This is a genomic window from Algibacter sp., from assembly GCF_039977455.1.
Classification (GTDB): domain Bacteria; phylum Bacteroidota; class Bacteroidia; order Flavobacteriales; family Flavobacteriaceae; genus Algibacter_B.
In genome coordinates this window covers 186,182-212,658 of sequence record NZ_JBDWDG010000029.1, presented here as the reverse complement: position 1 = coordinate 212,658, position 26,477 = coordinate 186,182, and the positions used below count along the sequence as shown (strand labels likewise).

Annotated in this window: 27 protein-coding genes; 5 read left to right on the top strand and 22 right to left on the bottom strand. The window is 33.7% G+C overall.

The features are described from left to right. Positions 1-64 precede the first annotated feature (64 nt). The 17 genes from ABJM36_RS14420 to ABJM36_RS14340 form a co-directional block, all read right to left on the bottom strand. Complete coding sequence (locus tag ABJM36_RS14420; protein WP_348452202.1) at positions 65-1,006, bottom strand: DUF3078 domain-containing protein; 942 nt, start codon at positions 1,004-1,006, stop codon at positions 65-67. A 74-nt stretch (positions 1,007-1,080) separates the two neighbouring features. Beyond that, positions 1,081-1,587 carry a DUF2480 family protein gene (locus tag ABJM36_RS14415; RefSeq protein ID WP_348452201.1) on the bottom strand — a complete coding sequence of 169 codons (507 nt, stop codon included), beginning with the start codon at positions 1,585-1,587 and terminating at the stop codon, positions 1,081-1,083. 74 nt (positions 1,588-1,661) lie between these two features. Further along, positions 1,662-1,985: an SUF system Fe-S cluster assembly protein gene (locus ABJM36_RS14410; protein ID WP_348452200.1), complete on the bottom strand. Its 324-nt coding sequence runs from the start codon at positions 1,983-1,985 to the stop codon at positions 1,662-1,664. 6 nt (positions 1,986-1,991) lie between these two features. Then, positions 1,992-2,414, bottom strand: coding sequence for a SufE family protein (locus tag ABJM36_RS14405; RefSeq protein ID WP_348452199.1), 423 nt, complete (start codon positions 2,412-2,414; stop codon positions 1,992-1,994). Between the two features lie 38 nt (positions 2,415-2,452). Next, positions 2,453-3,262 (bottom strand): META domain-containing protein, encoded by an 810-nt coding sequence (locus ABJM36_RS14400; RefSeq protein ID WP_348452198.1) that lies wholly within the window; start codon positions 3,260-3,262, stop codon positions 2,453-2,455. A gap of 81 nt (positions 3,263-3,343) precedes the next feature. Beyond that, the gene (locus tag ABJM36_RS14395; protein WP_348452197.1) at positions 3,344-4,408 is read right to left on the bottom strand and encodes a zinc metalloprotease; all 1,065 of its coding nucleotides are present in this window, start codon (positions 4,406-4,408) and stop codon (positions 3,344-3,346) included. A gap of 175 nt (positions 4,409-4,583) precedes the next feature. Further along, entirely contained in the window at positions 4,584-5,798 is a 1,215-nt protein-coding gene (locus tag ABJM36_RS14390; RefSeq protein ID WP_348452196.1) for a cysteine desulfurase, read from the bottom strand. A 140-nt stretch (positions 5,799-5,938) separates the two neighbouring features. Further along, positions 5,939-7,252 carry a Fe-S cluster assembly protein SufD gene (sufD, locus tag ABJM36_RS14385; RefSeq protein ID WP_348452195.1) on the bottom strand — a complete coding sequence of 438 codons (1,314 nt, stop codon included), beginning with the start codon at positions 7,250-7,252 and terminating at the stop codon, positions 5,939-5,941. 137 nt (positions 7,253-7,389) lie between these two features. Beyond that, positions 7,390-8,142, bottom strand: coding sequence for a Fe-S cluster assembly ATPase SufC (sufC, locus tag ABJM36_RS14380; RefSeq protein ID WP_348452194.1), 753 nt, complete (start codon positions 8,140-8,142; stop codon positions 7,390-7,392). Between the two features lie 87 nt (positions 8,143-8,229). Beyond that, on the bottom strand, positions 8,230-8,649 hold the full coding sequence (locus tag ABJM36_RS14375) for a hypothetical protein (RefSeq protein ID WP_348452193.1): 420 nt from the start codon (positions 8,647-8,649) through the stop codon (positions 8,230-8,232). A 61-nt stretch (positions 8,650-8,710) separates the two neighbouring features. Continuing rightward, positions 8,711-10,159 carry a Fe-S cluster assembly protein SufB gene (gene sufB, locus ABJM36_RS14370; protein WP_348452192.1) on the bottom strand — a complete coding sequence of 483 codons (1,449 nt, stop codon included), beginning with the start codon at positions 10,157-10,159 and terminating at the stop codon, positions 8,711-8,713. A gap of 14 nt (positions 10,160-10,173) precedes the next feature. Continuing rightward, the gene (locus tag ABJM36_RS14365; protein ID WP_348452191.1) at positions 10,174-10,503 is read right to left on the bottom strand and encodes an iron-sulfur cluster assembly accessory protein; all 330 of its coding nucleotides are present in this window, start codon (positions 10,501-10,503) and stop codon (positions 10,174-10,176) included. 216 nt (positions 10,504-10,719) lie between these two features. Continuing rightward, the gene (locus tag ABJM36_RS14360; RefSeq protein ID WP_348452190.1) at positions 10,720-10,926 is read right to left on the bottom strand and encodes a hypothetical protein; all 207 of its coding nucleotides are present in this window, start codon (positions 10,924-10,926) and stop codon (positions 10,720-10,722) included. 114 nt (positions 10,927-11,040) lie between these two features. Continuing rightward, complete coding sequence (locus ABJM36_RS14355; protein ID WP_348452189.1) at positions 11,041-12,063, bottom strand: cytochrome c peroxidase; 1,023 nt, start codon at positions 12,061-12,063, stop codon at positions 11,041-11,043. Positions 12,064-12,092: 29 nt separating this feature from the next. Further along, positions 12,093-12,857 carry an MbnP family protein gene (locus ABJM36_RS14350; RefSeq protein WP_348452188.1) on the bottom strand — a complete coding sequence of 255 codons (765 nt, stop codon included), beginning with the start codon at positions 12,855-12,857 and terminating at the stop codon, positions 12,093-12,095. A 9-nt stretch (positions 12,858-12,866) separates the two neighbouring features. Then, the gene (locus tag ABJM36_RS14345) at positions 12,867-14,231 is read right to left on the bottom strand and encodes a hypothetical protein (protein ID WP_348452187.1); all 1,365 of its coding nucleotides are present in this window, start codon (positions 14,229-14,231) and stop codon (positions 12,867-12,869) included. Positions 14,232-14,241: 10 nt separating this feature from the next. Then, the gene (locus tag ABJM36_RS14340; protein WP_348452186.1) at positions 14,242-15,627 is read right to left on the bottom strand and encodes a choice-of-anchor B family protein; all 1,386 of its coding nucleotides are present in this window, start codon (positions 15,625-15,627) and stop codon (positions 14,242-14,244) included. A 72-nt stretch (positions 15,628-15,699) separates the two neighbouring features. Here ABJM36_RS14340 and thiL point away from each other — a divergent pair, with 72 nt between their 5' ends. Further along, positions 15,700-16,746: a thiamine-phosphate kinase gene (gene thiL / locus ABJM36_RS14335; RefSeq protein ID WP_348452185.1), complete on the top strand. Its 1,047-nt coding sequence runs from the start codon at positions 15,700-15,702 to the stop codon at positions 16,744-16,746. Here the strand turns inward: thiL and ABJM36_RS14330 are convergent. From ABJM36_RS14330 to ABJM36_RS14315, 4 genes are all read right to left on the bottom strand, one after another. After that, positions 16,743-17,003 (bottom strand): hypothetical protein, encoded by a 261-nt coding sequence (locus ABJM36_RS14330; protein WP_348452184.1) that lies wholly within the window; start codon positions 17,001-17,003, stop codon positions 16,743-16,745. The two genes, thiL and ABJM36_RS14330, sit on opposite strands and share 4 nt — an antisense overlap. A 74-nt stretch (positions 17,004-17,077) precedes the next feature. Beyond that, positions 17,078-17,332 (bottom strand): hypothetical protein, encoded by a 255-nt coding sequence (locus ABJM36_RS14325; RefSeq protein WP_348452183.1) that lies wholly within the window; start codon positions 17,330-17,332, stop codon positions 17,078-17,080. A 65-nt stretch (positions 17,333-17,397) separates the two neighbouring features. Continuing rightward, positions 17,398-18,171 carry an alpha/beta hydrolase gene (locus ABJM36_RS14320; RefSeq protein WP_348452182.1) on the bottom strand — a complete coding sequence of 258 codons (774 nt, stop codon included), beginning with the start codon at positions 18,169-18,171 and terminating at the stop codon, positions 17,398-17,400. A 45-nt stretch (positions 18,172-18,216) separates the two neighbouring features. After that, entirely contained in the window at positions 18,217-18,873 is a 657-nt protein-coding gene (locus ABJM36_RS14315) for a hypothetical protein (RefSeq protein ID WP_348452181.1), read from the bottom strand. Between the two features lie 118 nt (positions 18,874-18,991). Here ABJM36_RS14315 and ABJM36_RS14310 point away from each other — a divergent pair, with 118 nt between their 5' ends. Beyond that, positions 18,992-20,314 (top strand): aspartate kinase, encoded by a 1,323-nt coding sequence (locus tag ABJM36_RS14310; protein WP_348452180.1) that lies wholly within the window; start codon positions 18,992-18,994, stop codon positions 20,312-20,314. Positions 20,315-20,375: 61 nt separating this feature from the next. Here ABJM36_RS14310 and ABJM36_RS14305 read toward each other — a convergent pair whose 3' ends face one another. Further along, positions 20,376-21,668 (bottom strand): aminopeptidase P family protein, encoded by a 1,293-nt coding sequence (locus ABJM36_RS14305; RefSeq protein ID WP_348452179.1) that lies wholly within the window; start codon positions 21,666-21,668, stop codon positions 20,376-20,378. A gap of 108 nt (positions 21,669-21,776) precedes the next feature. On the opposite strand from ABJM36_RS14305, the gene ABJM36_RS14300 reads away from it, so the two are divergent. The 3 genes from ABJM36_RS14300 to ABJM36_RS14290 all read left to right on the top strand — a co-directional run bounded on the left by ABJM36_RS14300 (position 21,777) and on the right by ABJM36_RS14290 (position 26,475). Continuing rightward, complete coding sequence (locus ABJM36_RS14300) at positions 21,777-23,576, top strand: T9SS type A sorting domain-containing protein (RefSeq protein ID WP_348452178.1); 1,800 nt, start codon at positions 21,777-21,779, stop codon at positions 23,574-23,576. Between the two features lie 134 nt (positions 23,577-23,710). Beyond that, positions 23,711-25,510: a T9SS type A sorting domain-containing protein gene (locus tag ABJM36_RS14295; RefSeq protein ID WP_348452177.1), complete on the top strand. Its 1,800-nt coding sequence runs from the start codon at positions 23,711-23,713 to the stop codon at positions 25,508-25,510. A 287-nt stretch (positions 25,511-25,797) separates the two neighbouring features. Beyond that, a complete protein-coding gene (locus ABJM36_RS14290; protein WP_348452176.1) occupies positions 25,798-26,475 on the top strand; it encodes a succinate dehydrogenase cytochrome b subunit in 678 nt (225 codons plus the stop codon). Positions 26,476-26,477 lie beyond the last annotated feature (2 nt).

Sequence of the window (26,477 nt, the reverse complement as noted above, 5' to 3'; positions counted from 1 at the left end):
ATAATAAAAAAACGCACATCAATTGATGTGCGTTTTTTTATTTCTTCCGTTAAGGCAAAAGTTATTAGAATTTATAACTTAAACCAATAGTATAATAAGATTGTAATTTGTTGTCTACAGAATCAAAAGTTTCAGAAGGGTTACCACCATCTGCTATCGGTAAATTTTGGATGTAATTTAAAGCCTCTTGTTTGTTGCTTCTTAATCCAAAATCGAAACCAACACCAATCATTTTCCATAACGTGTAGCTAAAAGAGTTTGTCCATGTAAAGTTCGATAAATCTCCAGATTTGTAACTTTGGAATGTAGAGAAGTTTGTTTTGAAGTTAATAGCTCCAATTTGTCTTGTATAATCTGCAACAATTTTAGCGCCTAAAGATGAATCGAAAACAGAATCGCCATCAGCAAATACAAAGTTGTAGTTTAATGGGTGAACAACTACGATTAGGTTTTCAATAGGTGTCCATGTAGCACCAATACCAATATCTAAATATCCAGGATCGTTGAAGTTATCTAATAGAGTTGTTCTATATTCAGCTAATCCAGAAACAGCCAGTGTTTTAGTAATATTTCTACCGTATAAAGATGAGATGTTAAAAACATCAGTAGAAGGCTCAAAACTATCGTCTGCATCCGTTCCGTTGTCTTTATTGTCTAGTTTTATCCAGTTTAAATTTGTATTTAATGAGTTTCTCCAGAAAAATTTGTCTTCAATTAAATTAGCAAAAGCATTTACAGTGAAGCCAATGTTACCAGAAGCATTATTAGGAGTGCCTTGAGAATACCAATTGTTAAAGTTAGATAAGTTTCCTCCAATTGTACCAAAAGCACCTTTTCGCCATCCTGGAATAGCATTAATTTTGGCTTGTAAAGCGTTAGCTTCAGCTTGAGCAGCATCTGCGATAGCTTGTTTTTCAGATTTCTGAGCTTGTAGCTCTTCTTTTGTTTGGGCGTTTATTGATAAAACGCTAACAGATAATAATAAAGTGAAAAATAATTTTTTCATAATTTTAATTTTTGTTAAAAATTTTTACAAATATACCTTTTAGACGCATCTATAATTGTTTTGTCACAAAATAATTACAATTTTTTAAAAAGGGGAACGGAAGAACAAGCCTCTCCATACATAATAGACTTAGCTACAGTTTGTAACTTGTTGGAAAGCATGATGTATGCGTTTTGAGGTACGGGTTTATTTGAACAGCCTTTTATTATTATAGGCTTGTTTTTAAAGTCGGAAACATCGATAGTATTGATGATGTCTTGATAAATAGAAGTTTCTAAATTATCCAAATTACCAACTATTGTTTTTTTAGCATAAGGTTCTAGCTGAATACTTAAAAACATGTAGGCCCAACCCGGAATTATGGCATCGGTACTACACGTTAATGCTACATAAGCATCTTGATATTGGCTCCAGTCGAACGCTTTAACTTGCGCTCTAAAATCTTTTTCTCGAAGCACAAATCCTTCAAAAAGCCAATCTTTAATATCAAACAATACACGATTACCTTTAGGATAGTAATCCTCAAGGTCTATGGTAACTAGTTTGCTATTCGCTACGCGATTTATAATCTCGTCTTTCAAGAATGTAAGTTGTTTATTTGTGTAAAATTTTGTTAGATGTACGGTTTACTAAAGACTAAATATAGCAAGCTGAATTAAAGCATACCTAACTCTAGCTTCGCTTCTTCACTCATTAACTCTTGTGTCCAAGGCGGATCGAAAGTAATTTCTACTTCGGCATCTTTTACTTCGTTAAGGGATTTTACTTTTTCTTCAACTTCTAAAGGAAGCGTTTCAGCAACAGGACAGTTTGGTGTTGTTAAGGTCATTAATATTTTAACATCGTAATCCTCGTTTACAAATACATCGTAAATTAATCCTAATTCGTAAATATCAACAGGAATTTCTGGATCGTAAATCGTTTTTAGTACGTTTACTATTTTTTCGCCTAATTCGGCAGTATCTATGGCTTCGCTCATAATAAACTATTTTAACTGTGTTTGGTATGCTATGGCATACATTTTTAGTTGTTTCACCATACTTACTAAACCATTAGCTCGTGTTGGTGATAAATGTTCTTTTAAACCAATTTTATCAATAAAATCGGTATTGGCATCGATAATATCTTGTGGATGCTGATTTGAAAATGTACGTATTAAAATAGCTATGATGCCTTTTGTAATTATTGCATCACTGTCTGCGGTAAACTCTATTTTATCATCGTTCATTTCTGCATGAACCCAAACTTTACTTTGGCAACCTTTTATAATGTTGCTTTCAGTTTTATATTGTTCATTAATTAAGGGTAAATCTTTCCCTAAGTCAATCATATATTGGTAACGCTCTTCCCAATCTTCAAACATTGAGAACTCGTCTATTATTTCGTTTTGAATGTCTTCAATACTCATAGGTTACTTTTTATACAAAAATACAATAACAAAAGTTCCTAATCAATGTTTTCGGATATTGATAGTATTACTTTAACAAGTTCAGCAATTGGTTTAGGTGGGTTGCCATGGTCAAAAGCCTTAGTTTTATAGGTTCTGCCATTATGAATAATGGTTAAATTGGCAATTGCAGCGCCATCAAACAAGCGTTTTTCTGATGGTGCTTTTAAGTTCGAGATATTTTTAATATCAATAGAATTTAATGCTTTTACAATATTTTCCCAATTGTTTTCACTGCAAGGTTTTATAAAGGGTGATTGGTCTATAGCATCTACTATTGAAATATTTTTATAATTAATATTTATTAGTCTATCAAGTCCTCTTGATTTAGCAGAATATTCGATTGTATAATTTTCTTTGGCTTGTTTCTTATTAGAAATTTCTTTTGAAGCTTTGATTAAAATCGCATTGTTTTTTCTCAAACTCATTTGGTTATCTGTAATAGAAAATGAATTAACTTCGGCTAATGCCTTTAGTAATTGCTCTTCAATATTCATGATTTCTTTACAGTACATTTTTGTTGAAGCTAATTCGCTAAATTTTATTGTGGCTGTATCCGTAAAATAATTGCCAATAAAACGATTGCACCCTGTAAATCCAGAAACCTTGTTATTAGCTTCATTAAAGGTTATAGTTAAATTATCAGGAAGATCTTTATTAGTACCTATTAATGATATGATATATGTCCCTGATAAATGAATTGTTTTTTGCTCGGGATTATCTTGGGTCTTTGATGTTCCTTTTTGGGAATTACAAGATAGTAGTGTAAAAATAGTTAAAATAAGGCTTGAAAATTGTATTAATTGCATGGGTTTAATGTTTTAAAAATAGTATGCAAAAAAGACGCCAAAGTTGGCGCCTTTTAAATATTTATAAGAATGGGCTTAAAGTTAGTTTCCTACCATTGCAGCTCTTGGGCCACCAGAAGTAAAAATAGCTCTCATTCTATTACGTTGACCATCAGTAAACATATACATACAACTATCATAAGTGTAATCCATATAATTCATAGTCATATCAGCAGATTTACAGCTCACCGAAGGGAATGTTGGACAACCTCCATTTGAAGCGCCAGCAGTTGGCGTATCTGTGACGAAATCATCTCTATTACATTTTCCATCTCCCCAAATATGACGTAAGTTAAGGTAATGACCAACTTCATGAGTAGCTGTTCTACCTAAACCGTATGCGCCACCGGTATTTCCAAAATAGTCACCACCTAAAACAATGCCATCAGTTGCTTGGTTTCCACCAGGAAATTGAGCATATCCTAATATACCTCCACCTATTTCGCAAACCCAAATATTCATATGAGTTTCTGGAGTAATTGGTGGATAAGCGCTTTTTACAGAATCATTTGTGCCCCAAGAAGATTTTGAATCGTTGTGTCTAAAAGTCCCTGCTAATGAAAAACTAAATTCTGCATCTGTAGCATCATTTACAAATGTAGTACCTGAGGGAAGTTGGTTAGTATTAATATCCCTAAAGTCTGAATTTAAAGTTGCCATTTGAGAATTTATTTGAGCATTAGAGATACTGTTGGCATCTGGATATACAATATGTATATAAACAGGAATGTTGATTATACCTAAATTGTCTTCAATTGGTAAAACATCAACATCTGTTTCTCCAGACCCTCCTCCTGATCCGCCTCCTGCAGTTGGTGGTTTTCCTTTGGCTGCAAGAAACTTTCTTGTGTGGTGTTCAACCTCAAACATTTTTTTCTCCAAACCTGGATTCTCGTTTAATTGACGATTCAAGTTTGCCATGGCATAACAAGATCTTGTGCTTTCTTTTCCTTGAGTTTGTTTTGATGCTTCCTCAGTGTCAATATCGGTGTAAACGTAAAAATCACTCATGTCAATTTCTTGGTCTTGAGTGATTTCATTTTTGTCTTCATCACATGCTGTGAATAACAGGGCTACAGCGGCCATGCTTAAAAGTAATTTTTTCATTTTAATAAAAATTTGAATTAGTCGTTGCTGAAGATAAAAATATTTTGAAGAATATTTTATAAATACGCTAAATAATTGTTAATTATTCGACAAAACACATGTTAGTGTTATATAATTAACAATTTAAACTATCCAGTATTGTTGAAGTACTAATGAGGTGAATAGGATAAATAAATTATGCTAACATGATTTTTGCTTTTTTTATACCTTCTACTAAAACATCTATTTCGGCAATGGTGTTGTAAAAGGCAAAAGATGCTCTAACGGTACCAGGAATTTTATAAAAATCCATGATGGGTTGGGCGCAATGGTGCCCTGTTCTAACTGCAATGCCAAGTTTGTCTAGAATGGTGCCTACATCGTATGGGTGAATACCATCGAGATTGAATGAAATTACTGAGGTTTTGTGTTTTGAAGTACCGTAAATTTTTAATCCGTCTATTTCTAAAAGCTTTTTTGTGGCGTATTTTAAAAGCTCGTTTTCATAATTGGCAATGGTTTTGAAACCGATACTGTTCATATAATCTAACGCTGCTCCAAAGGCAATACCTCCGCAAATGTTAGGTGTTCCGGCTTCGAATTTATGTGGTAATGCGGCATATGTTGTTTTTTCGAACGTTACTTCTGCTATCATTTCGCCACCACCTTGATAAGGGGGTAATTTATTTAGCCATTCTTCTTTTCCGTAAAGCATGCCAACACCTGTAGGTCCACAAATTTTGTGTGCTGATGTTACATAAAAATCAGCATTTAAGGCTTGTACATCTGGTTTTATGTGTGGTGCCGATTGTGCCCCATCAATTAAAACGGCAGCACCAACTTGGTGTGCTTTTTCGATGATAAATTCTATGGGATTTATGGTGCCTAATGCGTTTGAAATATGATTGACAAATACAAGTTTGGTATTTGGGGATAGTAATTTTTCGAATTCTGAAATGACCAATTCGCCTTCGTCATTCATTGGAACGACTTTTAAACTAGCGCCAGTACGTTCGCATAACATTTGCCAAGGTACAATATTACTATGATGTTCTAATGCAGATACAATGATGTCGTCACCTTTTTTTAAAAGGGATGAAAAACCATTTGCCACTAAGTTAATACTGTGTGTAGTACCCGATGTAAAAATGATTTCGTGCGCAAACTTAGCATTAAAATGTGCTTGTATTTTAAGGCGCGCTTGTTCGTATAAATCGGTTGCTTCTTGACTTAATGTATGCACACCACGATGTATGTTTGCATTGTAGTTTGAGTAATAATCTACAATAACATCGATAACTTGTTGTGGGGTTTGCGATGTGGCTGCATTATCAAAATACACTAAAGGTTTGCCATTTACTTTACGAGAAAGTATCGGGAAGTCTTTTCGTATGTCTTCTACATTAAACATGGTGAATGATTTAGCCCCGATTGAGGCATTTGTTGGAGCTCCTCGCAGAGAGCGACTGCCGAAAGCGGGATTAGCTCCAAATAAAAATTTTACTAAATTCTTAAATAAGATTCCCTCTTTCGAGGGAATGATAAATTATATTATAGATCGAAACCAATGTTTACGCCTAATTTGTTGGCGATAATTTTGGTAATACGTTGCTTTAATTCTGGTATTTTAACTGAGTTTAGTACGTTATTACTAAATGCAAACATTAAAAGTGCTTTGGCTTCTTTTTCTGGAATTCCTCTAGATTGCATGTAAAACATGGCACTTTCGTCTAATTGCCCAATGGTACAACCGTGAGAACACTTAACATCGTCGGCAAAAATTTCTAATTGCGGCTTGGTGTTTATAGACGCCTTGTCGCTTATTAAAATATTGTTGTTTGCTTGAAAAGCGTTGGTTTTTTGGGCTTCTTTATTTACAAGTACTTTACCGTTAAATACACCTGTAGATCTATCGTCGAAAATACCTTTATAATCTTGGTGACTTTCGCAATTGGGTTCTATATGATGCACAAGAGTGTTGTGGTCTACATGTTGTTTGTTACCAATTATGGTTATACCTTTTAGTGTTGAATCGATACGTTCGCCTTCTTGATAGAAGTTTAGATTATTACGTATTAATTTACCACCAAAAGAGAAGGTGTGTACCGAGGCAAAACTTTCTCTACTTTGTTTAACGAAAGTATGGTCTATTAAAGTCGCGTTTTCGTTGTCGTTTTGAATTTTATAAAAATCGACAATGGCACGTTTACTAGCAAAAATTTCAGTAACGCTATTAGTTAGTACAGCATTATCTGTTAAACTTTGGTGACGTTCTAAAATTTGTACATGTGAGTTCTCGCCAACTACAACTAAATTACGTGGTTGTAACATGGTAGCAGACTCGTTTCCCGTTGAAAAATGTAGAATTTGAATTGGTTTTTCTACTATTTTATTTTTAGGAATATGGATATATGCACCCTCGCAAGAAAAGGCAGTGTTTAAGGATGTTAAACTGTCTTTTTCGGCCGCTTTATTAAAATAGTTATTAATAACTAATTGGTATTTGGGTTTGCTTAATGCTGCAGACATTAAACAAACATCGATACCATCGTGTGTGGTTTGAGACAAATGCGAAGCATATTTGCCGTCTATAAAAACGATTTTATAAGTATCGATATCGTGGATAAAGTACTTTTTAATATCCTTAAATTCTAGGGCGTTTTCTTGTTTAGGAAAAACACTATAATCTTCTTTTAAAATACTATTTAAAGAGGTGTATTTCCAAGCTTCCTCTTTTTTAGAAGGGAAACCTTTATCTTCAAATATTTTTATAGCATCAGTTCTAACATCATGCACATAGCTGTCTATATCAACTTTGTTTTCTAATGCTAAAAATGACGATACTAATTTTTCTTTTAAATCCATTGTTTTCAGTTTTCAGTCGTCGTCTCAGTTTTAAATAAAAGAAAAACTAAGATTGAGACTGTTTACTATGTTTTGATATCTTAAGTAATCAGTTTTTGGTGAGCTACAGCAAACCGAGACTGAATACTGAGACTGTTTTAAGCGTTTACTTCTTCTTTAATCCAGTCGTAACCTTTTTCTTCTAATTCGTGCGCTAGTTCTTTACCACCAGATTTTACGATACGACCATTGTAAAGTACGTGTACAAAATCTGGAACGATATAATCTAACAAACGTTGGTAGTGCGTAATTACAACAACAGCGTTGTCTTTACTTTTTAATTTATTTACACCGTTAGCTACAATACGAAGCGCATCGATATCTAATCCAGAATCAGTTTCGTCAAGGATCGCTAATTTAGGCTCTAACATAGCCATTTGGAAAATCTCGTTTCGTTTCTTTTCTCCTCCAGAAAAACCTTCGTTTAATGAACGTGACAAGAATTTTCTATCTATTTCTAATAGCTCAGATTTTTCACGAATCATTTTAAGCATGTCTTTTGCAGGCATATCCTCTAAACCTTTTGCTTTACGTGTTTCGTTTATAGCTGTTTTCATGAAGTTAGTAACAGAAACTCCAGGAATTTCTATAGGATATTGAAACGATAAAAATACGCCTTTATGTGCGCGCTCTTCGGCAGCTAATTCCTCGATATCTTCACCGTCAAAAATAATATTCCCCTCGGTAACTTCGTACTCTTCCTTACCAGCAATAACAGAGGCTAGTGTACTCTTACCAGAACCGTTAGGTCCCATAATAGCGTGCACTTCGCCGGCTTTAACTTCAAGATTAATACCTTTTAAGATGCTCTTATCTTCAATGCTTGCGTGTAAATTATTTATTTTTAACATACTTTATATTTAAAATTCCAAATTCAAAATCCCAAGTGATTACTTCTGCTATGGACTTTAGAGTTTGTAGTTTATTTTTTATTCTAGTTAGTTCTCTAATTTTATAACTTTATTGTTTTCTTTAGGTGTAGGTTGAACGTTTAAGATTTCCATAATTTCAACTTTATTGTCCCAAAGAATTTTTTCGTCCTTTTGATTTGTAACTTTCCCTCGTATTTCAACAAGAACCATATCTGTTGGTTCTGTTTTATAACCTTGGGCTTGCTTATCTAATTCCTTTAATTTATCTGTAATTAGTACACCGTAAATATTGCCATGTGTTTGTAAAACTGCAGCGCCATCGTAATACACAAATTCACCTTTTAAAAGCGTAAGTCCGTCATTTTGTTTTGCGGTTTTTTCTTCTAATGATGAATTACTAGTGTCTTGGTTTTCAGATTTTGAATCGTTTTTACAGCTTGTAAATACTGTGATAGATACCAATAAAATTAATAATACTCTTTTCATAAATATTAATGTTTTCAGTTAAATTGATGAAATTCCTACCTGAGCGGGAATGACAAAAATTTTATCCAACACTTCCTTCTAAACTAATTTCTAATAATTTTTGAGCCTCAACAGCAAATTCCATCGGTAATTTGTTTAAAACCTCTTTACTAAACCCGTTTACAATTAATGCAATGGCTTTTTCTGTATCGATACCACGTTGGTTACAGTAAAAAATTTGGTCTTCACCAATTTTACTAGTTGTTGCTTCGTGCTCTATTTTAGCTGTTTTATTTTTAGCTTCAATATATGGGAAGGTGTGTGCACCACATTCATTACCCATTAATAAACTATCACATTGCGAAAAGTTACGTGCGTTATCTGCTCTAGAATTAATTTGAACTAAACCACGGTAACTGTTTTGAGATTTTCCTGCTGAAATTCCTTTTGAAATGATTGTCGACTTCGTGTTTTTACCTAAGTGAATCATTTTTGTTCCGGTATCGGCTTGTTGGTAGTTGTTTGTTACTGCTATGGAGTAAAATTCTCCTACCGAATTATCACCTTTTAATACACATGAAGGATATTTCCAGGTTACAGCAGAACCGGTTTCAACTTGTGTCCATGAGATTTTTGCGTTCTTTTCGCATAAGCCTCTTTTGGTAACAAAATTGAAAACACCACCTTTGCCTTCGGCATTTCCTGGATACCAGTTTTGAACGGTAGAATATTTAATTTCCGCATCATCCAAAGCAATTAGTTCTACAACGGCAGCATGCAATTGGTTTTCATCGCGACTTGGTGCTGTACAACCTTCAAGGTAACTTACATAACTACCTTCATCTGCAATTACTAATGTTCTTTCAAACTGCCCTGTTCCTGCTTGATTTATACGGAAGTATGTTGACAATTCCATAGGGCAACGTACTCCTTTAGGAATATAACAGAAAGATCCATCACTAAAAACGGCTGAGTTTAAAGCGGCATAGAAATTATCTTTTTGTGGCACAACGGTACCTAAATATTTTTTTACAAGTTCTGGGTGCTCTTTTATAGCTTCAGAAATACTCATAAAAATAATACCTTTTTCGCCTAAAGTTTTCTTAAATGTTGTAGCAACCGAAACAGAATCGACCACAACATCCATGGCTACATTAGCCAATTTTTTTTGTTCGTCAATCGAGATACCTAGTTTAGCAAATGTTGCTAAAAGTTCTGGGTCTACCTCGTCTAAACTATCGTATTTTGGTTTGCTATTTGGTGCAGAATAGTACGAAATAGCTTGAAAGTCAGGTTTTTTATAATGTACATTTGCCCATTCAGGCTCAACCATTTCTTTCCAGGCTTTAAAGGCTTCTAAACGCCATTCGGTCATCCATTCAGGTTCTTCTTTCTTTTTAGAGATCGCACGAACAATATCTTCATTTAAACCAATAGGAAATGTATCAGATTCTATATCCGTATAAAACCCGTATTCATATTCTTTGGTTTTTAATTCTTCGCGTAAATCGTCCTCGGTATACTTCGACATATTATTTTCTTAATTTATAATGAAAATGATTCGCCACATCCACAAGTACGGTTGGCGTTAGGGTTGTTAAAAACGAAACCTGTTCCGTTTAAACCTCCTGAATATTCTAATGTTGTACCAATTAGGTATAAAAAGCTTTTTTTATCAACTATGATTTTGATGTCGTTATCTTCAAAAACTTTATCGCCTTCCTGTTGTTCCTTATCAAACTTTAAATCGTACGATAATCCAGAACAACCTCCACTTTTTACTCCAACACGTACATAGTCATTAGTTGGGTCATAACCATCGTCGGTCATAAGCTCAACCACTTTCTTTTTTGCTGTTTCAGAGACTTTTATCATATTGTTTTATTATTAAATTTAGAGGTGTATTAATTTATATATTAAGACAGTTTCTAAATAGAGCACAAATATACAATATAAGTCCCTGAAAATCGAATAACCTAACATTATATTAGTATATAGTTTGATAGGTTTTACTTATCAATTAACAATAGTATGATTTCTAGGTTGATTCGTGCTAAATAATAGGTGTAATATGAAAATAAATTTAACGGGTTAAGCTGTTTTTTTGTGAAGAATCTGATCCGTTAATTCACTACTTTCTGTGTTGTAATAAGGTGTAATAATCCCGTTATTTTCATATTTAAAATAACCACGACAAGACTTACATATAAGTTCGGGTGTGTTAATTGTAGCTTCAGTTAAGCGGAAATAGTTATGGCCATAGGCCATGCAAAACGCATTTAAAGTAGTTTTGTTCATGAAATGAAAGATTTGGGGACTGTAAATCTAGTGAAAAACTTGTTAAATCGGATAAAAACAACTTTATTTTCGATGAAATACAATAAAAATGTAGTCTAATACTTTAATTTTGATTTAATTTGCTATGAAGTCATAATCTGATAGTGATAGTAGGAATGTTTTTAAATCGGCTTTATCGCTATCAGATAGGCGAACACCACCTTGGTTTTCTTTTTTCATTAAGGGGTCTATGGTTGCTGAGTTTCTTAATCCTTCGCTGTAATGATTAATAACTTCATCTAATGTAGAAAATCGGCCGTCGTGCATGTATGGGGCGGTAAAGGCTAGGTTTCTTAATGAGGGTGATTTAAACTTTCCGTTATCGGCAGGATCGCCTGTTATGGCGCCTAATCCTAAATCAGTAAAGGTGGTGTCTAGACCATTATTATGAAATGTGTTGTCTGTCCAAAGCGGATTTTTATCACTGCCATGACAATGGAAACAATCGCCTTTCGTTTCGTCCATAAAAACGTTAAAGCCATTAAGCTCGTTAGAAGTTAATTCAATTTTTCCTAAAAGATATTGGTCAAATTTAGAGTTAGCAGAAACTAAGGTGCGTTCAAATTGTGCAATGGCTTTTGATACTATTGTAGAATCGATATTGGAGGTGCCAAAAGCGTTTTTAAATAGGCTTGGATATTCTAGGTGGTTTTGAAGTTTTAGCTCGACTTCCTTCCAATCGCTATTCATTTCTGTTGGGTCTGAAACTGGAACAAATACTTGATGCTCTAAACTAAACGTGTTGCCGTCCCAAAAGAATTTTTCATTGTAATTCCACGCTAGGTTAAATAGTGGCATTGAATTTCGGGTGCCTAAGTCGCCATTTATACCTTCGCTAAATTTGGCCGAATCTGAAAATGCATGTTGTGGAGCATGACAGTCTGCACAAGCCTGCGTGTTATTTCCAGATAATATAGGATCGAAAAATAGTTTTTTCCCTAGTGCAATGCCTTCTACTGTTTGTGGATTATCAACAGGAATTAGTGGTGCTAATATATTATCTTCAAATAGTTTAGGGATGTCTATAGGGTTTGGCATTGCCACGTATTGTTCTACTGATTCATTCTCGCAAGCGAAACAAATCAGTAAAAAAAGCATAGTATGAAATCGCCATTTTTTCAAATGTATTATTGATTTACAGATTTTAAACTAAACACATTTTGTCCGTTTTTATGCATCATTATTTGTGCTTCCGAATTGGGCATTAGTGTTTGATTTAGTTCATTTAAGTTCCAGGTATATGGTGTTTTAAACCACTCGGCAATATCCATTTCAATATTAAAGATTGCGTTATCGGTTATCGTTGTTGGGCCTAGATTTACAATTATAAAAGTATCTTGTGGGAAGCTTAAGGTTTCTCCAAGATTGTTTACCGCTCGAATAGCATGGTAGTTAAAGCCTTGTTCTTCATTTGCTTGGTTTAAAAATTTTCCATCAAATTGCATATAATGGTAACCGCCACCAAGAATTTCTGGTACAATCCAAGAGGCTGTGTTTAAATCGGTATAATTGTTGGCATTATCTTCATTATTAAACCCGAAAGTAAATGAGATATTGCTGTATTCGCCTGTTGTTACAAACTCTGCAGGCATAAAGCTTAAGTTTTGGTTATTGGTAACATCTACGAGGTTGTAGTCTTCTAAAACGATAGTGTTTCCATCAGTTTTATGAAAAGTGATTTTTGAGATAAGATAGCGTAATCGTTCAATACTTAATTGGTTTCCATATTCATTTGTAAATTTTATGGTATTGAAATCGGAATTTGTAACCGAGGTTCCATCCCAATTATGGCTAAAACTGAAGGTTACGTTTGTTAATTCGACTTTATCACCATTACTGCATGCTGATGATATTATTAATAAAATAAGAAGTAGTAGGGAAATGCTTTTCATTTTATGCAATTAATTTAATTTATATATTAGTAAATCTGAAAATCCGTGGTTAGTTGAGAGATCAAAGTTGGAACTACTAGTGTCGCCCACTACTATGATGCTTTTGTTGTTTAGTTCTACAGCATCATAAGCGAAATCAATTTCAGTGCCTCCTATGGTTTTTTGCCATAGCAGTTTGCCATTAGTATCTATCTTTAGTAGCCATGCATCATTTTGACCATAATTATTGGTTACATCTCCGTCCATGCTTCTTGAATTTCCTGAGATTATGTAATTATTGTCTTCCGTTTTAGAAATGGATTGTGCGACGTCAAAACTAGTTCCTCCAAAAGATTGTTCCCAAATTAGGTTTCCGGTTGGTGATATTTTTATGGCCCACAAATCAGCAGCCCCTTTATTAATAGAAACGTGGTTATCATTGCTTCTAGTATTGCCAACAATTATATAGTTTCCATCCTCCGATTTTACTATAGCTCTAGCTTCATCGGTTTGGGAGCCTCCAAACGATTTTTCCCAAAGCAAAGCTCCTGTTTCAGATATTTTTACCACCCAAAAATCATAGGTGCCAATATTGCCTGTTATATCCACGTCGTTGCTGTCTGACGATCCTACTAGTAAAAATCCGTTGTCTTCTGTTTGAATGACATCATAAGGCGTATCGGTAAATGAGCCTCCGTAATAGTTGCGCCATTCAATTTCACCTAAAACATTTATTTTAATGGCCCAATAATCGCCTCCAGCATGTTGAATTTTTGAAAATTTCGAACTAGAATCTTTGCTGTTTCCTTCGCCATTAGATGCTGAAACATCTAATACACCAGTTAATAGGAAGCTGCCATCGTGTGTTTCGATTATGGAGTTTCCGATGTCTGCACCTAAAAATCCATAGTTTTTTTGCCATAGCTTGTTACCTGAAACTGTTAGTTTCAATACCCAGAAGTCGTGTGCCCCGTAGCTGTTTGTAATATCTCCATCGTTACTTTGGCTAAATCCAATAACAGCATAGCCACCATCTCTTGTTTGAATAATATCGTTGCCTCTATCATCACCAGTTCCGCCATAGGTTTTTTGCCATTCAAGGTTGTTGTATTGGTCGTATTTAAGTATCCAATAATCAAAAGATTTATTGGTTTTATTAGAAATGTCACCATCTAAACTTTGCGTATAGCCCAAAATTGCATAACCACCATCTATAGTTTTGGTAATGGCTTGAGCGCTTTCGTTATTTGTTCCTCCTAAGGATTTTACAAAATCAACAGAAAAGGAATCTGTTTTTGTTTCAAATGATTCTTCAGTTTTAGAGCAGCTAAAGCATAAAAACGCTACAGCAAGTAGATTAACTAGAATATTATTATGTTTTGAATAAATGGGCATAATCACACTATTAGGTACCACTTTTTCTGATGATAAATAGGCCTTTTTCTATGTCGCTAATAATAATATTTCCACTAGAAAAATAAGGGTAGATACTCCATGCTCCATTAAATTCGGTGCCATTGTTAGGCGGGTAGGTGTCGAAATAGCCAATTTCTGTAAAACTTTTATTTTCTATGGCAGAAATATTCAACATGCGTACTCCTGCTCGGTAATTTGCAAAATAATAGGTGTCGTTTTTTATATATCCATTGTGGTCTATTGCAGTGCTTTCCCCGTAATAATCAAAATGAAAAACAGGATTGTCTAAATCTGTAAAATCAAAAACAATAGTTCTTGTGTTGTTTCCTGCTCTTGCTTCGTCTAGCTCATCACCTAAAATAAAATATTTCATGTCTTGTGTAAACCACCCTTGGTGGGCATACCACACATTTGCATAGCTTATTGTCGAAATTATAGTTGGATTTGCTTTATCTGAAACATCTGCAATAACGACTTCGTTTTCATTACTGCCTACTAGTATTTCTTTACCAGTATAATCACTATCTGGTCCATTATATGTTACTACTTGGGCATCGTGTGAATAGCCACCTTGACTAAAGCCACCTTCTGAAACAGGGTTTTTGGGGTCTTGAATATTAATAAAAATAGGTCCGCCAAGATAGGTTGAGCTTCTGTTAGCACCTACAATATAGGCGTATCCCGAATCTTCGTTAATTACTATGTTGTGTGCTTTGCCAAACTCGGTAAAATGTGTATCGGCGGTAAAGGTTTCTGGGGGATTAGGTACGTTTCGTAACCGCGTTAAATCAAATACTTGTAAACCATGATCGTCATTACAAGTTGGGTCGTTTCCTAGGCTACAGTCAGCTACAATAAAAGCATGGTCTTTATATACTTTAACATCTCGCCAAGGACTGCTTGAGGTTGCGGTAGGAAGGTTTCCTAAATAAATAGGTTCGTTTGGTTTTGTAATGTCTACAAAAGCAGTGTTGTGTGAGGTTGCCATTAGAGCGTATTCTTTTCCTGTTGTAGGGTCTGTCCAGCCCCAACAATCATTTCCTGCACTAGCTTCAAAGGTTGTTAATGGAATGTTGGCCATTAAATCGTAGTCTTTACAAGGATAAATATCGGCAAAACCATTTTGACAAATAGCTAATGGCGTATCTGCAGGATTAACAAAGCCGTCATCACAAAAATTTCCAATACCATCCTTATCATCATCTTCTTGGTTTGGGTTGCTAACAAAAGGGCAATTATCAAAATCATCTAAAATGCCATCATTATCGCTATCCACTACAGGCGGTGTTTCATAAGGCTCATCATTACAAGATTGCGCATTAAGAACAAAAAAACACACAAGAATTAAGTAGGGATAAGAGCGTAAAAATGTCATTATTAGATGTATTAAAATGCTAAATAAATATTAAAGATAGTAAAAACAAATATAGCTTCTTATTTTTGCATTATGATAGAAGATAAAAACCAACAACGAACACAATTAAGTGACCTAGGTGAATTTGGATTAATTGACCATTTAACTAAGCATTTTGAAATTAAGCAAACCTCTACTGTTAAAGGTATTGGTGATGATGCTGCGGTTTTAAATTTTGAAGATAAAAAAGTAGTGGTTACTACCGATTTATTAGTTGAAGGTGTGCATTTTGATTTGAGTTATGTGCCTTTAAAACATTTAGGGTATAAGGCAATAATGGTTAATCTATCTGATGTTTATGCAATGAATGCTACAGCTACTCAAGTTACGGTTTCTATTGCGGTTTCAAATAGGTTTCCTTTAGAAGCTTTAGAAGATTTGTACGCTGGAATAGAAGCGGCATCGGCTTTATATAAAGTTGATCTTATTGGTGGAGATACCACCTCTTCAAACAAAGGATTATTGATTTCTGTTACAGCTATCGGAACTATTGAAGCCGATACCGAGGTTTATAGAAGCGGTGCGAAGCCAAACGATTTGATTGTTGTTTCTGGAGATTTTGGAGCAGCTTATATGGGGCTTCAAGTTTTAGAACGCGAAAAGGAGGTTTTTAAGGTGAATCCTAATAGTCAGCCAGATTTAGAAATGTATTCCTATATAATAGAACGACAGTTAAAGCCAGAAGCTAGACAGGATATTGTTAAATTACTGAAGGATTTAGATGTAAAGCCAACATCTATGATAGATGTAAGTGATGGGTTGTCTTCTGAAATTATTCATATTTGTAAACAAAGTGGAGTAGGGTGTGATTTATATGAAGACAAAATTCCATTAGATCCTCAAGTTATTTCGACTTGCGAAGAATTTAATATTGATAGTACTACGGTTGCTTTAAATGGAGGGGAGGATTATGAGTTACTTTTTACAATTGCGCAAGACGATTATCCTAAAATAAAAGCAAATCCTAATTTAACGGTTATTGGCCACGTAAAAGAGGCGCGTGAAGGTTTGCATTTAGTGACTAGAGCAGATACAAGAATCCCTATAAAGGCTCAAGGGTGGAAGGGATTTAATGATTAAGCTATACGTAGTTTTGTTTCGTTTGTAGCTAAACCTTTTTTAATTTTTTTGTTTTTCCTTAGAATGCGTTTATGATGTATGCGTTCTAAAACGTCGTTTATTTCTTTGTATTTCGGTGTCAATGCTATTAAATTGCCGTTTCCACTTGTAGTAAGTTCTCTTTTGCAGTATTTGCAGGTGTATTCTTTTACATGATAAGTAACGTGTCTAGTTATTTTATAGTCATGTCCAAACACCTTGCAATGGATGTTTTTCATTGGGTTTATATATTAATTAATTTTAGAGAGTATTCTAAAAGTATTAAAAATCAGTCTATTAAAATAATTAGTAGTTAATTAATCGACGAAGAGAGGTTTTTGTTCTTTAAACGTTGCGTTCTGGCGTTGTGAATTCTTTCAAGAATAGCGTTTATCTCCTTAAATTTTGGAGTAAGCTCGGTTAAACTTCCATTACTGTTTGTTGTAAGTTCTGTTTTGCAGTGTTTACAAGTGTACTCTTTTACATGGTAGGTTACGCGCTTGGTAACCTGATAATCATGACCAAAAAGGTTGCAATACATTTTTGGAATTGAATTAGGTTTTTTCATAATTAGATTATTTGGGTTGTATAAATTTACTACAAATTATCTAATTAATCGATAAAAAGATGATATTATTCGATAAAATGCATTATTTTGTGCAAAAATTCCTCTTTATTTTCGATATGGCTCATGTGTCCACCGTCAAATTCTACAAGGTTCACATTGGTATTTATGGATTGAGACATGAGGTCGCTAAAACTTAAAACAGGGTCTTTTTTGCTAATAATAAGCATAGATTTGTAAGGCCTCCAATGAAAAAAATGTGTGCGGTCTTTTCTTATTTTCATGCCTTCTAGTGCGGCAATAATTCCTTGAAGTGGTGTTTGTTGTGCTTCCTTTATTAAATTTTTAATATTTTCGGCAAATGTAGTACGGTTTTTGGGACTAAATAAGTTGCCTATAGCTAATTGTATAAAGGTCTTGTGGTTTTTTTTAACGGCTTGTATTGCGCGATCTCTATTTTTTTTTCTTTCGGGTGAGTCTTCCTTAGGGGTTGAATTCATTAAGCATATACCTTTTAATGTTTCAGGATTTTTTTCAGCTAAAGCGAGTGCCACATAACCACCCATAGAATGTCCAACTACATAAAATTGCGAAACCATTAAATGGCTTAAAACCGCTTGAACGGCTTCGGCCATAAGTTCCATGGTATGTACATACCCTAAACAGCCCGTTTTGCCATGACCTAATAAATCTATAGTGACAACTCTATTGTTTTGTGATAGTTTTGGTATAAACGGATTCCACATCGAAGCATTTTCTAGAAAACCGTGGAGTAATACTAGGGTGGTTCCTTGGCCCTGGTCGGTGAAAAAAATCTTTATGCCTTTATAGTCTAAATACATGTTTTGCTTATCTCAGGCAAAGATAAAGTCAACGGTATAAATAAGCTAAGATTTTACTCTTTTAATGGCAGTAAATGCTTTGTCAACAAACTCGTCTTCAACTAAAATGGTAAATTCGTTGGTAGTAGATAAAACTTCATAAAGTACAATGCCTTCCCATGCTAATCGTTTAAAAAAATGATAGTATAAACCAGCTATTTTAGAGTTGTCTTGAGGTAAATTTATGCTAATTGCCGATAAGTTTTCTTGAATAGCAATAAAATTTTCCTTCTCTAAATGATGATTAACAAAATCGTTTAAACTGCTAGAAACAACTATATTACTTTCATGAATACCTCTTGTGAAGGCATAAAATAGTTTTTCTTCGGTGTTAATGCGTTCTAAAATTTTGGCATGATTATCTATTAAGGTTGTTGAGTTTTTTACTGTAAAATCAGTTAGGTTGGAGCGTACTGTAATGTCGCCTAGATTTTGTATTACTCGTTTCATTTTAATAGAGTTACCTAGGGTAACGGGAGGATTATAGCGCCTTAAAGCCATCATTATAGCTCCGGGCTTTACGTCCTTTTTAAGCATTTTGCTTATCGGTTCTACAAGCTCTATGGCAAGGGCACTAAAATTTATGATGTTTCTTGATAGTGCTTCTTCTAAATAAGGTTGCGTTATTAAGATATCTTCAACGCAGTTTGATACCGTTTTCATGTCCTTAAATCGTCTTTAGTGTTAATTATTTAACAATTTGTGTAAAAATAACTTTTTTTTATTAAAAATATCGTTGTTTGGTAAATGAGTTATAGTTTTGCTACTCAAATTAGTGAAAATGAAAGTATTAAAATTTGGTGGAACTTCGGTAGGCTCAGTGAAAAATATGAGCGAAGTGAAAAATATAATAAACGACGGCAGTAAAAAAGTAGTTGTTTTATCTGCAATGTCCGGAACAACAAATCAATTAGTTGCTATTGCTAGCGATATTAGAAATAATGAACCTAATATTGCAATAGATAGAATTAATAGTTTATTAAAAACCTATTTTGTTACTATTGATGAGCTTTTAAATGACGCAGAATTAAATAGTGATGTTAAAAATTATGTATCAAGCGTTTTTGAGCTTTTGGTTGAAAGTACAAATCAGGTTTATTCTGAAACCTTAGAGAATAAGATTTTAGCACAAGGTGAATTGCTTTCTACCTATATGTTTAATAGTTATTTGAAGCAAGAAGGTGTAAGTTCTACATTATTACCTGCGTTGAGTTTTATGCGTATTGATGACTTTAAGGAGCCGGATACCGATTATATAAAAACAGAATTCGATCGTGTATTTCAGGCGGCAGATGATTCTGATATATACATTACTCAAGGATTTATTTGTTTAGATAGTGCTGGCGAAATCTCTAACCTACAACGTGGTGGTAGTGATTATACAGCTACTATTATAGGTGCAGCTTTTAAAGCAGAAGAAGTTCAAATTTGGACGGATATTGATGGTATGCATAATAACGATCCAAGATATGTTGATAATACAAAAGCTATTTCAAACTTATCGTTCGAGGAAGCTGCGGAGTTAGCTTATTTTGGAGCAAAAATTTTACACCCACAAACTGTTACACCTGTTAGAAAAGATAGTATTCCGGTTAGGTTGAAAAACACTATGAAGCCAGATGCTCATGGTACTTTGATTTCAAATAGTACTACTGGGGACGGTATTAAAGCTATCGCTGCAAAGGATAATATTACAGCCATAAAAATTAAATCGGCTAGAATGTTGCAAGCTCATGGTTTTTTGAAAAAAGTTTTTGAAATTTTTGAAACTTACCAAACATCAATCGATATGATTACAACCTCTGAGGTGGCTGTGTCTTTAACTATTGATGATGATAAAAACTTAGGTGAGATTTTGGCAGAGCTAGATAAAATAGCATCGATAGAAGTTGATCCTAACCAAAGTATTGTTTGCTTAGTAGGAAACTCTGTTGTGAATCATCAAGAGACTTACAAGTTGTTTCAAATACTGCAAGATGTGAAAATTAGAATGATTTCCTATGGTGGAAGTAATAATAATATTTCCTTATTAATTGATTCTAATGATAAAATTAAAACATTACAAAAACTAAACGATTATTTATTTGAATTAGTCACTCTGTAACATATAAGAATTTAGTATTGTAAGCAAAAGGGTCGTTTTTAAAACGACCCTTTTTATTTTTTTATGAATTCATAATAGATTCAATTTCTTCAATTTCTATTGGGATGTTTTTCATTAAATTAATAGGTTCTCCTGTGTTTTGAATAACGACATCGTCCTCTAATCTTATTCCAAATCCTTCATCTGGAATATAAATTCCAGGTTCTACAGTAAATACCATATTGGCTTCCATAGGCTCGGTTAGTATACCATAATCGTGGGTGTCTAGTCCAATATGGTGGCTCGTGCCATGCATAAAGTATTTTTTGTAGGCTGGCCAATCAGGATTTTCATTTTGTACATCGGCTTTGTCTAATAATCCTAAATTTAATAACTCGCTAGTCATCAATTTGCCAACTTCTTTATGGTAAGCTGCCCAATCTGTGCCTGGAATAAGCATATTGGTGGCTTCATTTTTAACACGAAGTACAGCGTTATAAACGTCTTTTTGTCTTTCAGAAAAACGACCAGAAACAGGAATACTTCTTGTCATATCACTAGAGTAATTAGCATATTCTGAAGCTACATCTAATAAAATTAAATCACCAGCATTACATTGTTGGTTGTTTTCTACGTAATGTAAAACATTAGCATTATTACCAGATGCTATAATGGGTGTGTAAGCAAAGCCTTTAGATCGATTTCGTAAAAATTCATGCATGAATTCTGCTTCAATTTCAAATTCCCAAACTCCAGGTTTTACAAAATCTAAAACTCTGCGAAACCCTTTTTCGGTAATGTTACAAGCGTTTTGAATCAAGTCAATTTCTACAGGGGCTTTAATGGAACGTAAACGTTGCATAATAGGGTTGCTTTTAGCTACCGAATGCGCAGGGTATTTGTTTTTCAACCATTTTGTAAAACGGTCTTCGCGGGTTTCGGTTTCAATATTAGCACGGTAGTGTTCATTGGTATTAATGTATATGGTGTCGCATTGGGTCATTAATTCAAACATGATTTTTTCCATCTCTTGTAACCAATACACCGTTTTAATACCGCTTGTTTCAAAGGCTTTTTCTTTAGTTAGTTTTGCGCCTTCCCAAACTGCAATATGCTCGTTGGTTTCTTTTAAAAATAAAATTTCACGATGTTGCTCTTTTGGGCAATCAGGAAAAATTACTAGAATACTTTCTTCTTGATCTACACCACTTAAGTAAAAAATATCGCGGTGTTGCTCAAAAGGCATCGTGCTATCTGCACTTATAGGATAAATATCATTGGAGTTAAAAACAGCTAAACTATTAGGTTTCATTTTAGCTTTAAAGTGTTTTCTGTTTGTTTCAAAAAGCGACTTATCTATAGGTAAATATTTCATGTTTAATAATGTTTATTTTTATCACTGATGTAAATGTATAAATAAAAAGTAGATTTTTATTTGCTATATTTGATAATCCCTCGTCAGTATTAATTAAATTTTAAAGTTATGTTTAGAAAGTTACCATTAAAATTAATGTTTGTGGCATTAACTTTTTTAATGAATTTATATACTGTTTCTGCTCAGGTATCGCTAAAAGAAATATCGCTAAAGGAACAAATTGATAATTCTAGTTTGGTTGTTGAAGGGGAGGTTGTTTCGCAAAGATCTTTTTGGGATGAGGCACATGAAAAAATTTACACAGCTTCGACTGTTAATGTTTACAAAGTATTTAAAGGTGAAGTTTTACAGCAAATAGAGATTGTAGAATTAGGTGGAACAGTAGGGTTAAATGGTTTAGTCGTTTCACATGGTTTAAATCTTAAAAAAGGAAATTTGGGGGTTTTTACGCTGTACGATAGTAACTTTAAATTAAAAGCAACTACCAAATTAAAGCAATTTAAAACTTATAGTGCGGTTCAAGGTTTTTATAAATATGACTTAAATAATGATGCTGTAGCTAATGTTTTTGCTAAAACAGATGGTATTGAAACGTCGTTTTACAGAAAGCTAACAAAGTTGACAAAAATTAGTTATAAAGAAGTTGTTGCTTTTAAAGCAGCTAAAGCTAGTCAAAAAAATGCAGCCGTTTTAATCCCGTCAGGAATATCTTTCCCAAGTACACCTGTTACAGCAGGTACAAAAACAGAGTTGGTAATTACAGGTTCTGGTTTTGGAGCAGTTCAAGGTAAGGTTGGTTTTAGAGATGCCGATGAGGGAGGTGCGGTTTTTACTGATGCCTTGGATACGGAAATTATATCGTGGTCCAATACAGAGATTAAAGTTTATGTACCTAGTGTTGCTGGTACTGGTAATATTCGTGTTACAGATTCAAATGGAGTTAGTAGTACATCGTCTGGTAGTTTAACCGTGACTTATGCTACGGTAAATGCTGTGTTTGAAATTAGTGGGGAAAACCAAGCTTATGAAGCACAGCATTATGATGATAATGGACAAGGAGGAAACACATGGTCGTTTTATACAGATTTCTTTGCAGATACGGTTCATCCCGGAGCTAAGGCGTCTTTTGAAAGAGCCTTGGAAAGTTGGAGGTGTGAAACTGGTATAAATTGGATTATAGATGAGAATGCCACAACAGAGAGTGATATTTCCGCTGATAGTCATATTATAAGATTTGATAATGGATCTGAGCTTGAAGCTGGTGTATTAGGGGTAACATATACGTCTTTTGGTGGTCGATTTTGTTCTACAGGTGTTATTGCTTATGTGGTGGATATTGATATGGTTTTTGATAAAGAAACGAGTTGGTATTTTGGTCTTGATGGTGAAACATTAGACGCTGGAGAATATGACTTTGAAACCGTAGCCTTACATGAATTGGGGCATGCGCATTTGTTAGGTCATGTAAACGACGGCTCAAATGTTATGAATTTTAAACTCTTTAATAATGTTATTAATAAGACTTTAGATACCAAAAGTATAGATGCTGCAAATAGTATTCATTTAAGAAGTACAACAAACCAAGTGTGTGGCAATAGTCCATCAATTCCTTTAATGACAAATTATTCGGGGTCGTGTGATTTGGGTGTTGAGGATAGTAGTTTAGAGAATAGTATAGCTATTTATCCTAACCCTGCTAAAGAAGAATTCTTTATTGAGTCTTCTGTATTCAATTTAAATAAGGTGGTTGTTTACGATGTTGGAGGAAGAGTTGTTTTTCAACTTGATATTCCAGATAATACCAAGTTGATACCTGTGAATTTAAGTGGTGTTTCAAAAGGGTTGTATTTTGTTAATTTGTTTTCTCCTGAATCAAATTTTATTTCTAAAAAGCTGATTTTAAAGTAGTAATAATTATTTATTTTTGTTTTTTTTATTGGTTTTAGCATTTTTAAAAAGTCTAAAAGCATTATTTGCACGTAAATATTAATATTATTGATGCCGATATTAAAGGTGTCGCCAACCTATTTAAAATTTAGAGAATGAAAAAGTACACATTGCTTAGTTTGTTGATTATTATGAGTTTAGAGACTTTGGGTGCTCAAATTTTGTTAAAGCCGGTATCTTTAGAGAAACAAATTGAAAAATCGAGTTTAGTTATTGAAGGTGAAGTTATTGCAAAACAGTCTTTTTGGGATGCCAATCACGAAAAAATTTATACTGTAAATACAGTAAAGGTGTTTAAGGTTTTTAAAGGAGATGTAAAATCTGTTGTGGAGATTATTACCTTAGGAGGTGTTTTAGGTAATGAAGCCCAAGTAGTATCCCCTAGTTTAGATTTAAATGTAAATGATGCAGGTGTTTTTACATTATATGATAACAACCTGAATTTGGGAGCTTCTAGTGTTTCTAAAACTTCTAATTTTTTGCCTTATGGGGTTTCGCAAGCTTTTTTTAAATACGATTACAATAATGATTTAGCCTCAAATCCATTTAACACGAAACAAGGTATAGAAAGCACTTTGTATAAAGAAATACAAAGTCGTACAGAATCCGATTTTATTGAAGTTGTTGCTTTTAAGGTTCAAAGTAAACTTTCAAAATCTAACGATGCAAAGTTGTTTGAGGTTGATAATTTCTCTCCTAGCACTATTTCGGCTGGTACGAAGTCTGTATTAACTATTTCTGGGTCAGATTTCGGTTCGGTTAAAGGAAAAGTAGGGTTTAGAAATGCAGATAATGCAGGAGGTAATTTTGTAGATGCTCTAGATTCTCAAGTTTTAACTTGGTCGGGTACTGAAATTACGGTTGAGGTGCCTTCTCAAGCTGGAACAGGCGAAGTTAGAATTACTCATAATGATGGCAGTAGTTTTTTAACCTCTAGTATCTTAACAATTAATTACGCTCAAAATAATATAATTACTAATAATACAGCTTACCCTACACAACTTGTGGACGATAATGGAAACGGTGGTTATACTTGGCAAATGTCGGCGCATTTAGCTGGAATAAACGGGGTGGCAGATGCTTTTAAGTTGGCCTTAGAAACTTGGAGTTGTGAAACAGAAATGAACTGGGAGTTGGATGAAGTTAATTTAGCAAGCAACGCAAACGCTATTCACAAAGCGGTTAATGATAATAAAAACGTTATTGCTTTTGATAATAGTTCAAGCTCTGATCCAGATGAGCGGTTGCCAGATTTAGTGCTTGGTCAAAGAACAAGCTATTATGTTTCATGTAGCGAAACTATTAATGGAGCCTCTAGTTTAGTATGGTATGTTAAAGAGTTTGATATTGTATTTGATGGGGACGCAAGTTGGAATTTTTCTAATAATCCACCATCAACTACACAATTTGATTTTCAAAGTGTGGCACTTCATGAGCTAGGACACTGTAGACAAATAGATCATGTTATTGATACCAATGACTTAATGCATTTTGATATTGCTAAAGAAGAGGTGATTAGGACTTTAAATAATGATAATAAGGAGGTTTCTCAAATAGTACAGGACATTAGTACAAATCAGCCTATATGTAGTCAGTCTGAATTAGTGGATTCTCCTGCAAGTTGTTCTTTAAGTGTTCAAGAAGATATTTTAGCTGCAGGAATTACAATGTATCCAAACCCTACAAAAGGTGATTTGTTTATTAGTTATGACGGTGCTATAAGTTTAGATAAAGTGGTGGTTTACGATATTAGTGGAAGACTTATTTCTCAAAATACGATGTCAAATTCAACGGGTTTAAAAACTATTAGTTTAAAAAGTGCCTCAAAAGGCATGTATTTTGTAGATATGCATTCAGGTAATGCTGTTTTAACCAAAAAGCTTATTATCAATTAGTACTTTTATTCATAAAATATTATTCTAAAAAGGAGGTCTGCTATCAATAGGTCTCCTTTTTTTTAGTTAGTTAGGTTATAGTGGAATCAGTATTTTAACAGAAAGACAGTTAAATAGATATTAAAATATAATAATGTTTTAGTTATTCTTGATTTATGTGTTTTTTTATTAAGGATAATAAATTTCTTTAAAATCATTCTAAATAAAGAAAACAGGACATTTGTTATTTGTCTAAGAGAGCATCCATACCTACCTTTGTTTAAATTAAAATAACAACTTCTAAAATAATGGGCGGATTTTTTAAATCTTCGATTGGAAGAAAAGTAGCCATGGCGCTTTCTGCATTCTTCCTTATGTTTTTTTTACTTCAGCATCTTTTTATAAACATGTTATCTGTTTTTAGTCCAGATGCATTTAATGAAGTATCACACTTTATGGGTACAAACCCACTTGTGCAATTTGCATTGCAACCGGTATTAATTTTTGCAGTAGTATTCCATTTTATAATGGGGTTCATTCTAGAGCTTAAAAACAAAAAAGCTAATGGAGTGGTATATGCTAGAAATAATGGTGCAGCAAATTCTTCTTGGTCTAGTCGTAATATGATTTACAGCGGACTAGTAATTTTAGCTTTTATCGTACTACATTTTATTGATTTCTGGATTCCAGAGATTAATACAAAATATATTGTAGGTGATATGTCTGGGCTTCATAATGGTGAATTTAGATATTACCACGAATTAGTAGAGAAATTTCAAAACCCATTAAGAGTAGGGGCTTATGTAATTTCATTTATCCTTCTTGGATTACACTTAGCACATGGTTTTACTTCTGCTTTCCAATCTATGGGATCAACAGCTGGTCGTAAAAAGAATTTACAAACATTTGGTAAAGCTTATGCAATTATACTGCCTTTAGGTTTTATAATTATTGCGCTTTTTCATCATTTAATTAATAACCATTAATC

Coding starts and splice junctions, on each gene's coding strand:
- ABJM36_RS14420 (WP_348452202.1), bottom strand. CDS start 1,006: ATGAAAAAATTATTTTTCACTTTATTATTATCTGTTAGCGTTTTATCA.
- ABJM36_RS14410 (WP_348452200.1), bottom strand. CDS start 1,985: ATGAGCGAAGCCATAGATACTGCCGAATTAGGCGAAAAAATAGTAAAC.
- ABJM36_RS14405 (WP_348452199.1), bottom strand. CDS start 2,414: ATGAGTATTGAAGACATTCAAAACGAAATAATAGACGAGTTCTCAATG.
- ABJM36_RS14400 (WP_348452198.1), bottom strand. CDS start 3,262: ATGCAATTAATACAATTTTCAAGCCTTATTTTAACTATTTTTACACTA.
- ABJM36_RS14395 (WP_348452197.1), bottom strand. CDS start 4,408: ATGAAAAAATTACTTTTAAGCATGGCCGCTGTAGCCCTGTTATTCACA.
- ABJM36_RS14390 (WP_348452196.1), bottom strand. CDS start 5,798: ATGTTTAATGTAGAAGACATACGAAAAGACTTCCCGATACTTTCTCGT.
- sufD (WP_348452195.1), bottom strand. CDS start 7,252: ATGGATTTAAAAGAAAAATTAGTATCGTCATTTTTAGCATTAGAAAAC.
- sufC (WP_348452194.1), bottom strand. CDS start 8,142: ATGTTAAAAATAAATAATTTACACGCAAGCATTGAAGATAAGAGCATC.
- ABJM36_RS14375 (WP_348452193.1), bottom strand. CDS start 8,649: ATGAAAAGAGTATTATTAATTTTATTGGTATCTATCACAGTATTTACA.
- sufB (WP_348452192.1), bottom strand. CDS start 10,159: ATGTCGAAGTATACCGAGGACGATTTACGCGAAGAATTAAAAACCAAA.
- ABJM36_RS14365 (WP_348452191.1), bottom strand. CDS start 10,503: ATGATAAAAGTCTCTGAAACAGCAAAAAAGAAAGTGGTTGAGCTTATG.
- ABJM36_RS14360 (WP_348452190.1), bottom strand. CDS start 10,926: ATGAACAAAACTACTTTAAATGCGTTTTGCATGGCCTATGGCCATAAC.
- ABJM36_RS14355 (WP_348452189.1), bottom strand. CDS start 12,063: ATGCTTTTTTTACTGATTTGTTTCGCTTGCGAGAATGAATCAGTAGAA.
- ABJM36_RS14350 (WP_348452188.1), bottom strand. CDS start 12,857: ATGAAAAGCATTTCCCTACTACTTCTTATTTTATTAATAATATCATCA.
- ABJM36_RS14345 (WP_348452187.1), bottom strand. CDS start 14,231: ATGCCCATTTATTCAAAACATAATAATATTCTAGTTAATCTACTTGCT.
- ABJM36_RS14340 (WP_348452186.1), bottom strand. CDS start 15,627: ATGACATTTTTACGCTCTTATCCCTACTTAATTCTTGTGTGTTTTTTT.
- thiL (WP_348452185.1), top strand. CDS start 15,700: ATGATAGAAGATAAAAACCAACAACGAACACAATTAAGTGACCTAGGT.
- ABJM36_RS14330 (WP_348452184.1), bottom strand. CDS start 17,003: ATGAAAAACATCCATTGCAAGGTGTTTGGACATGACTATAAAATAACT.
- ABJM36_RS14325 (WP_348452183.1), bottom strand. CDS start 17,332: ATGAAAAAACCTAATTCAATTCCAAAAATGTATTGCAACCTTTTTGGT.
- ABJM36_RS14320 (WP_348452182.1), bottom strand. CDS start 18,171: ATGTATTTAGACTATAAAGGCATAAAGATTTTTTTCACCGACCAGGGC.
- ABJM36_RS14315 (WP_348452181.1), bottom strand. CDS start 18,873: ATGAAAACGGTATCAAACTGCGTTGAAGATATCTTAATAACGCAACCT.
- ABJM36_RS14310 (WP_348452180.1), top strand. CDS start 18,992: ATGAAAGTATTAAAATTTGGTGGAACTTCGGTAGGCTCAGTGAAAAAT.
- ABJM36_RS14305 (WP_348452179.1), bottom strand. CDS start 21,668: ATGAAATATTTACCTATAGATAAGTCGCTTTTTGAAACAAACAGAAAA.
- ABJM36_RS14300 (WP_348452178.1), top strand. CDS start 21,777: ATGTTTAGAAAGTTACCATTAAAATTAATGTTTGTGGCATTAACTTTT.
- ABJM36_RS14295 (WP_348452177.1), top strand. CDS start 23,711: ATGAAAAAGTACACATTGCTTAGTTTGTTGATTATTATGAGTTTAGAG.
- ABJM36_RS14290 (WP_348452176.1), top strand. CDS start 25,798: ATGGGCGGATTTTTTAAATCTTCGATTGGAAGAAAAGTAGCCATGGCG.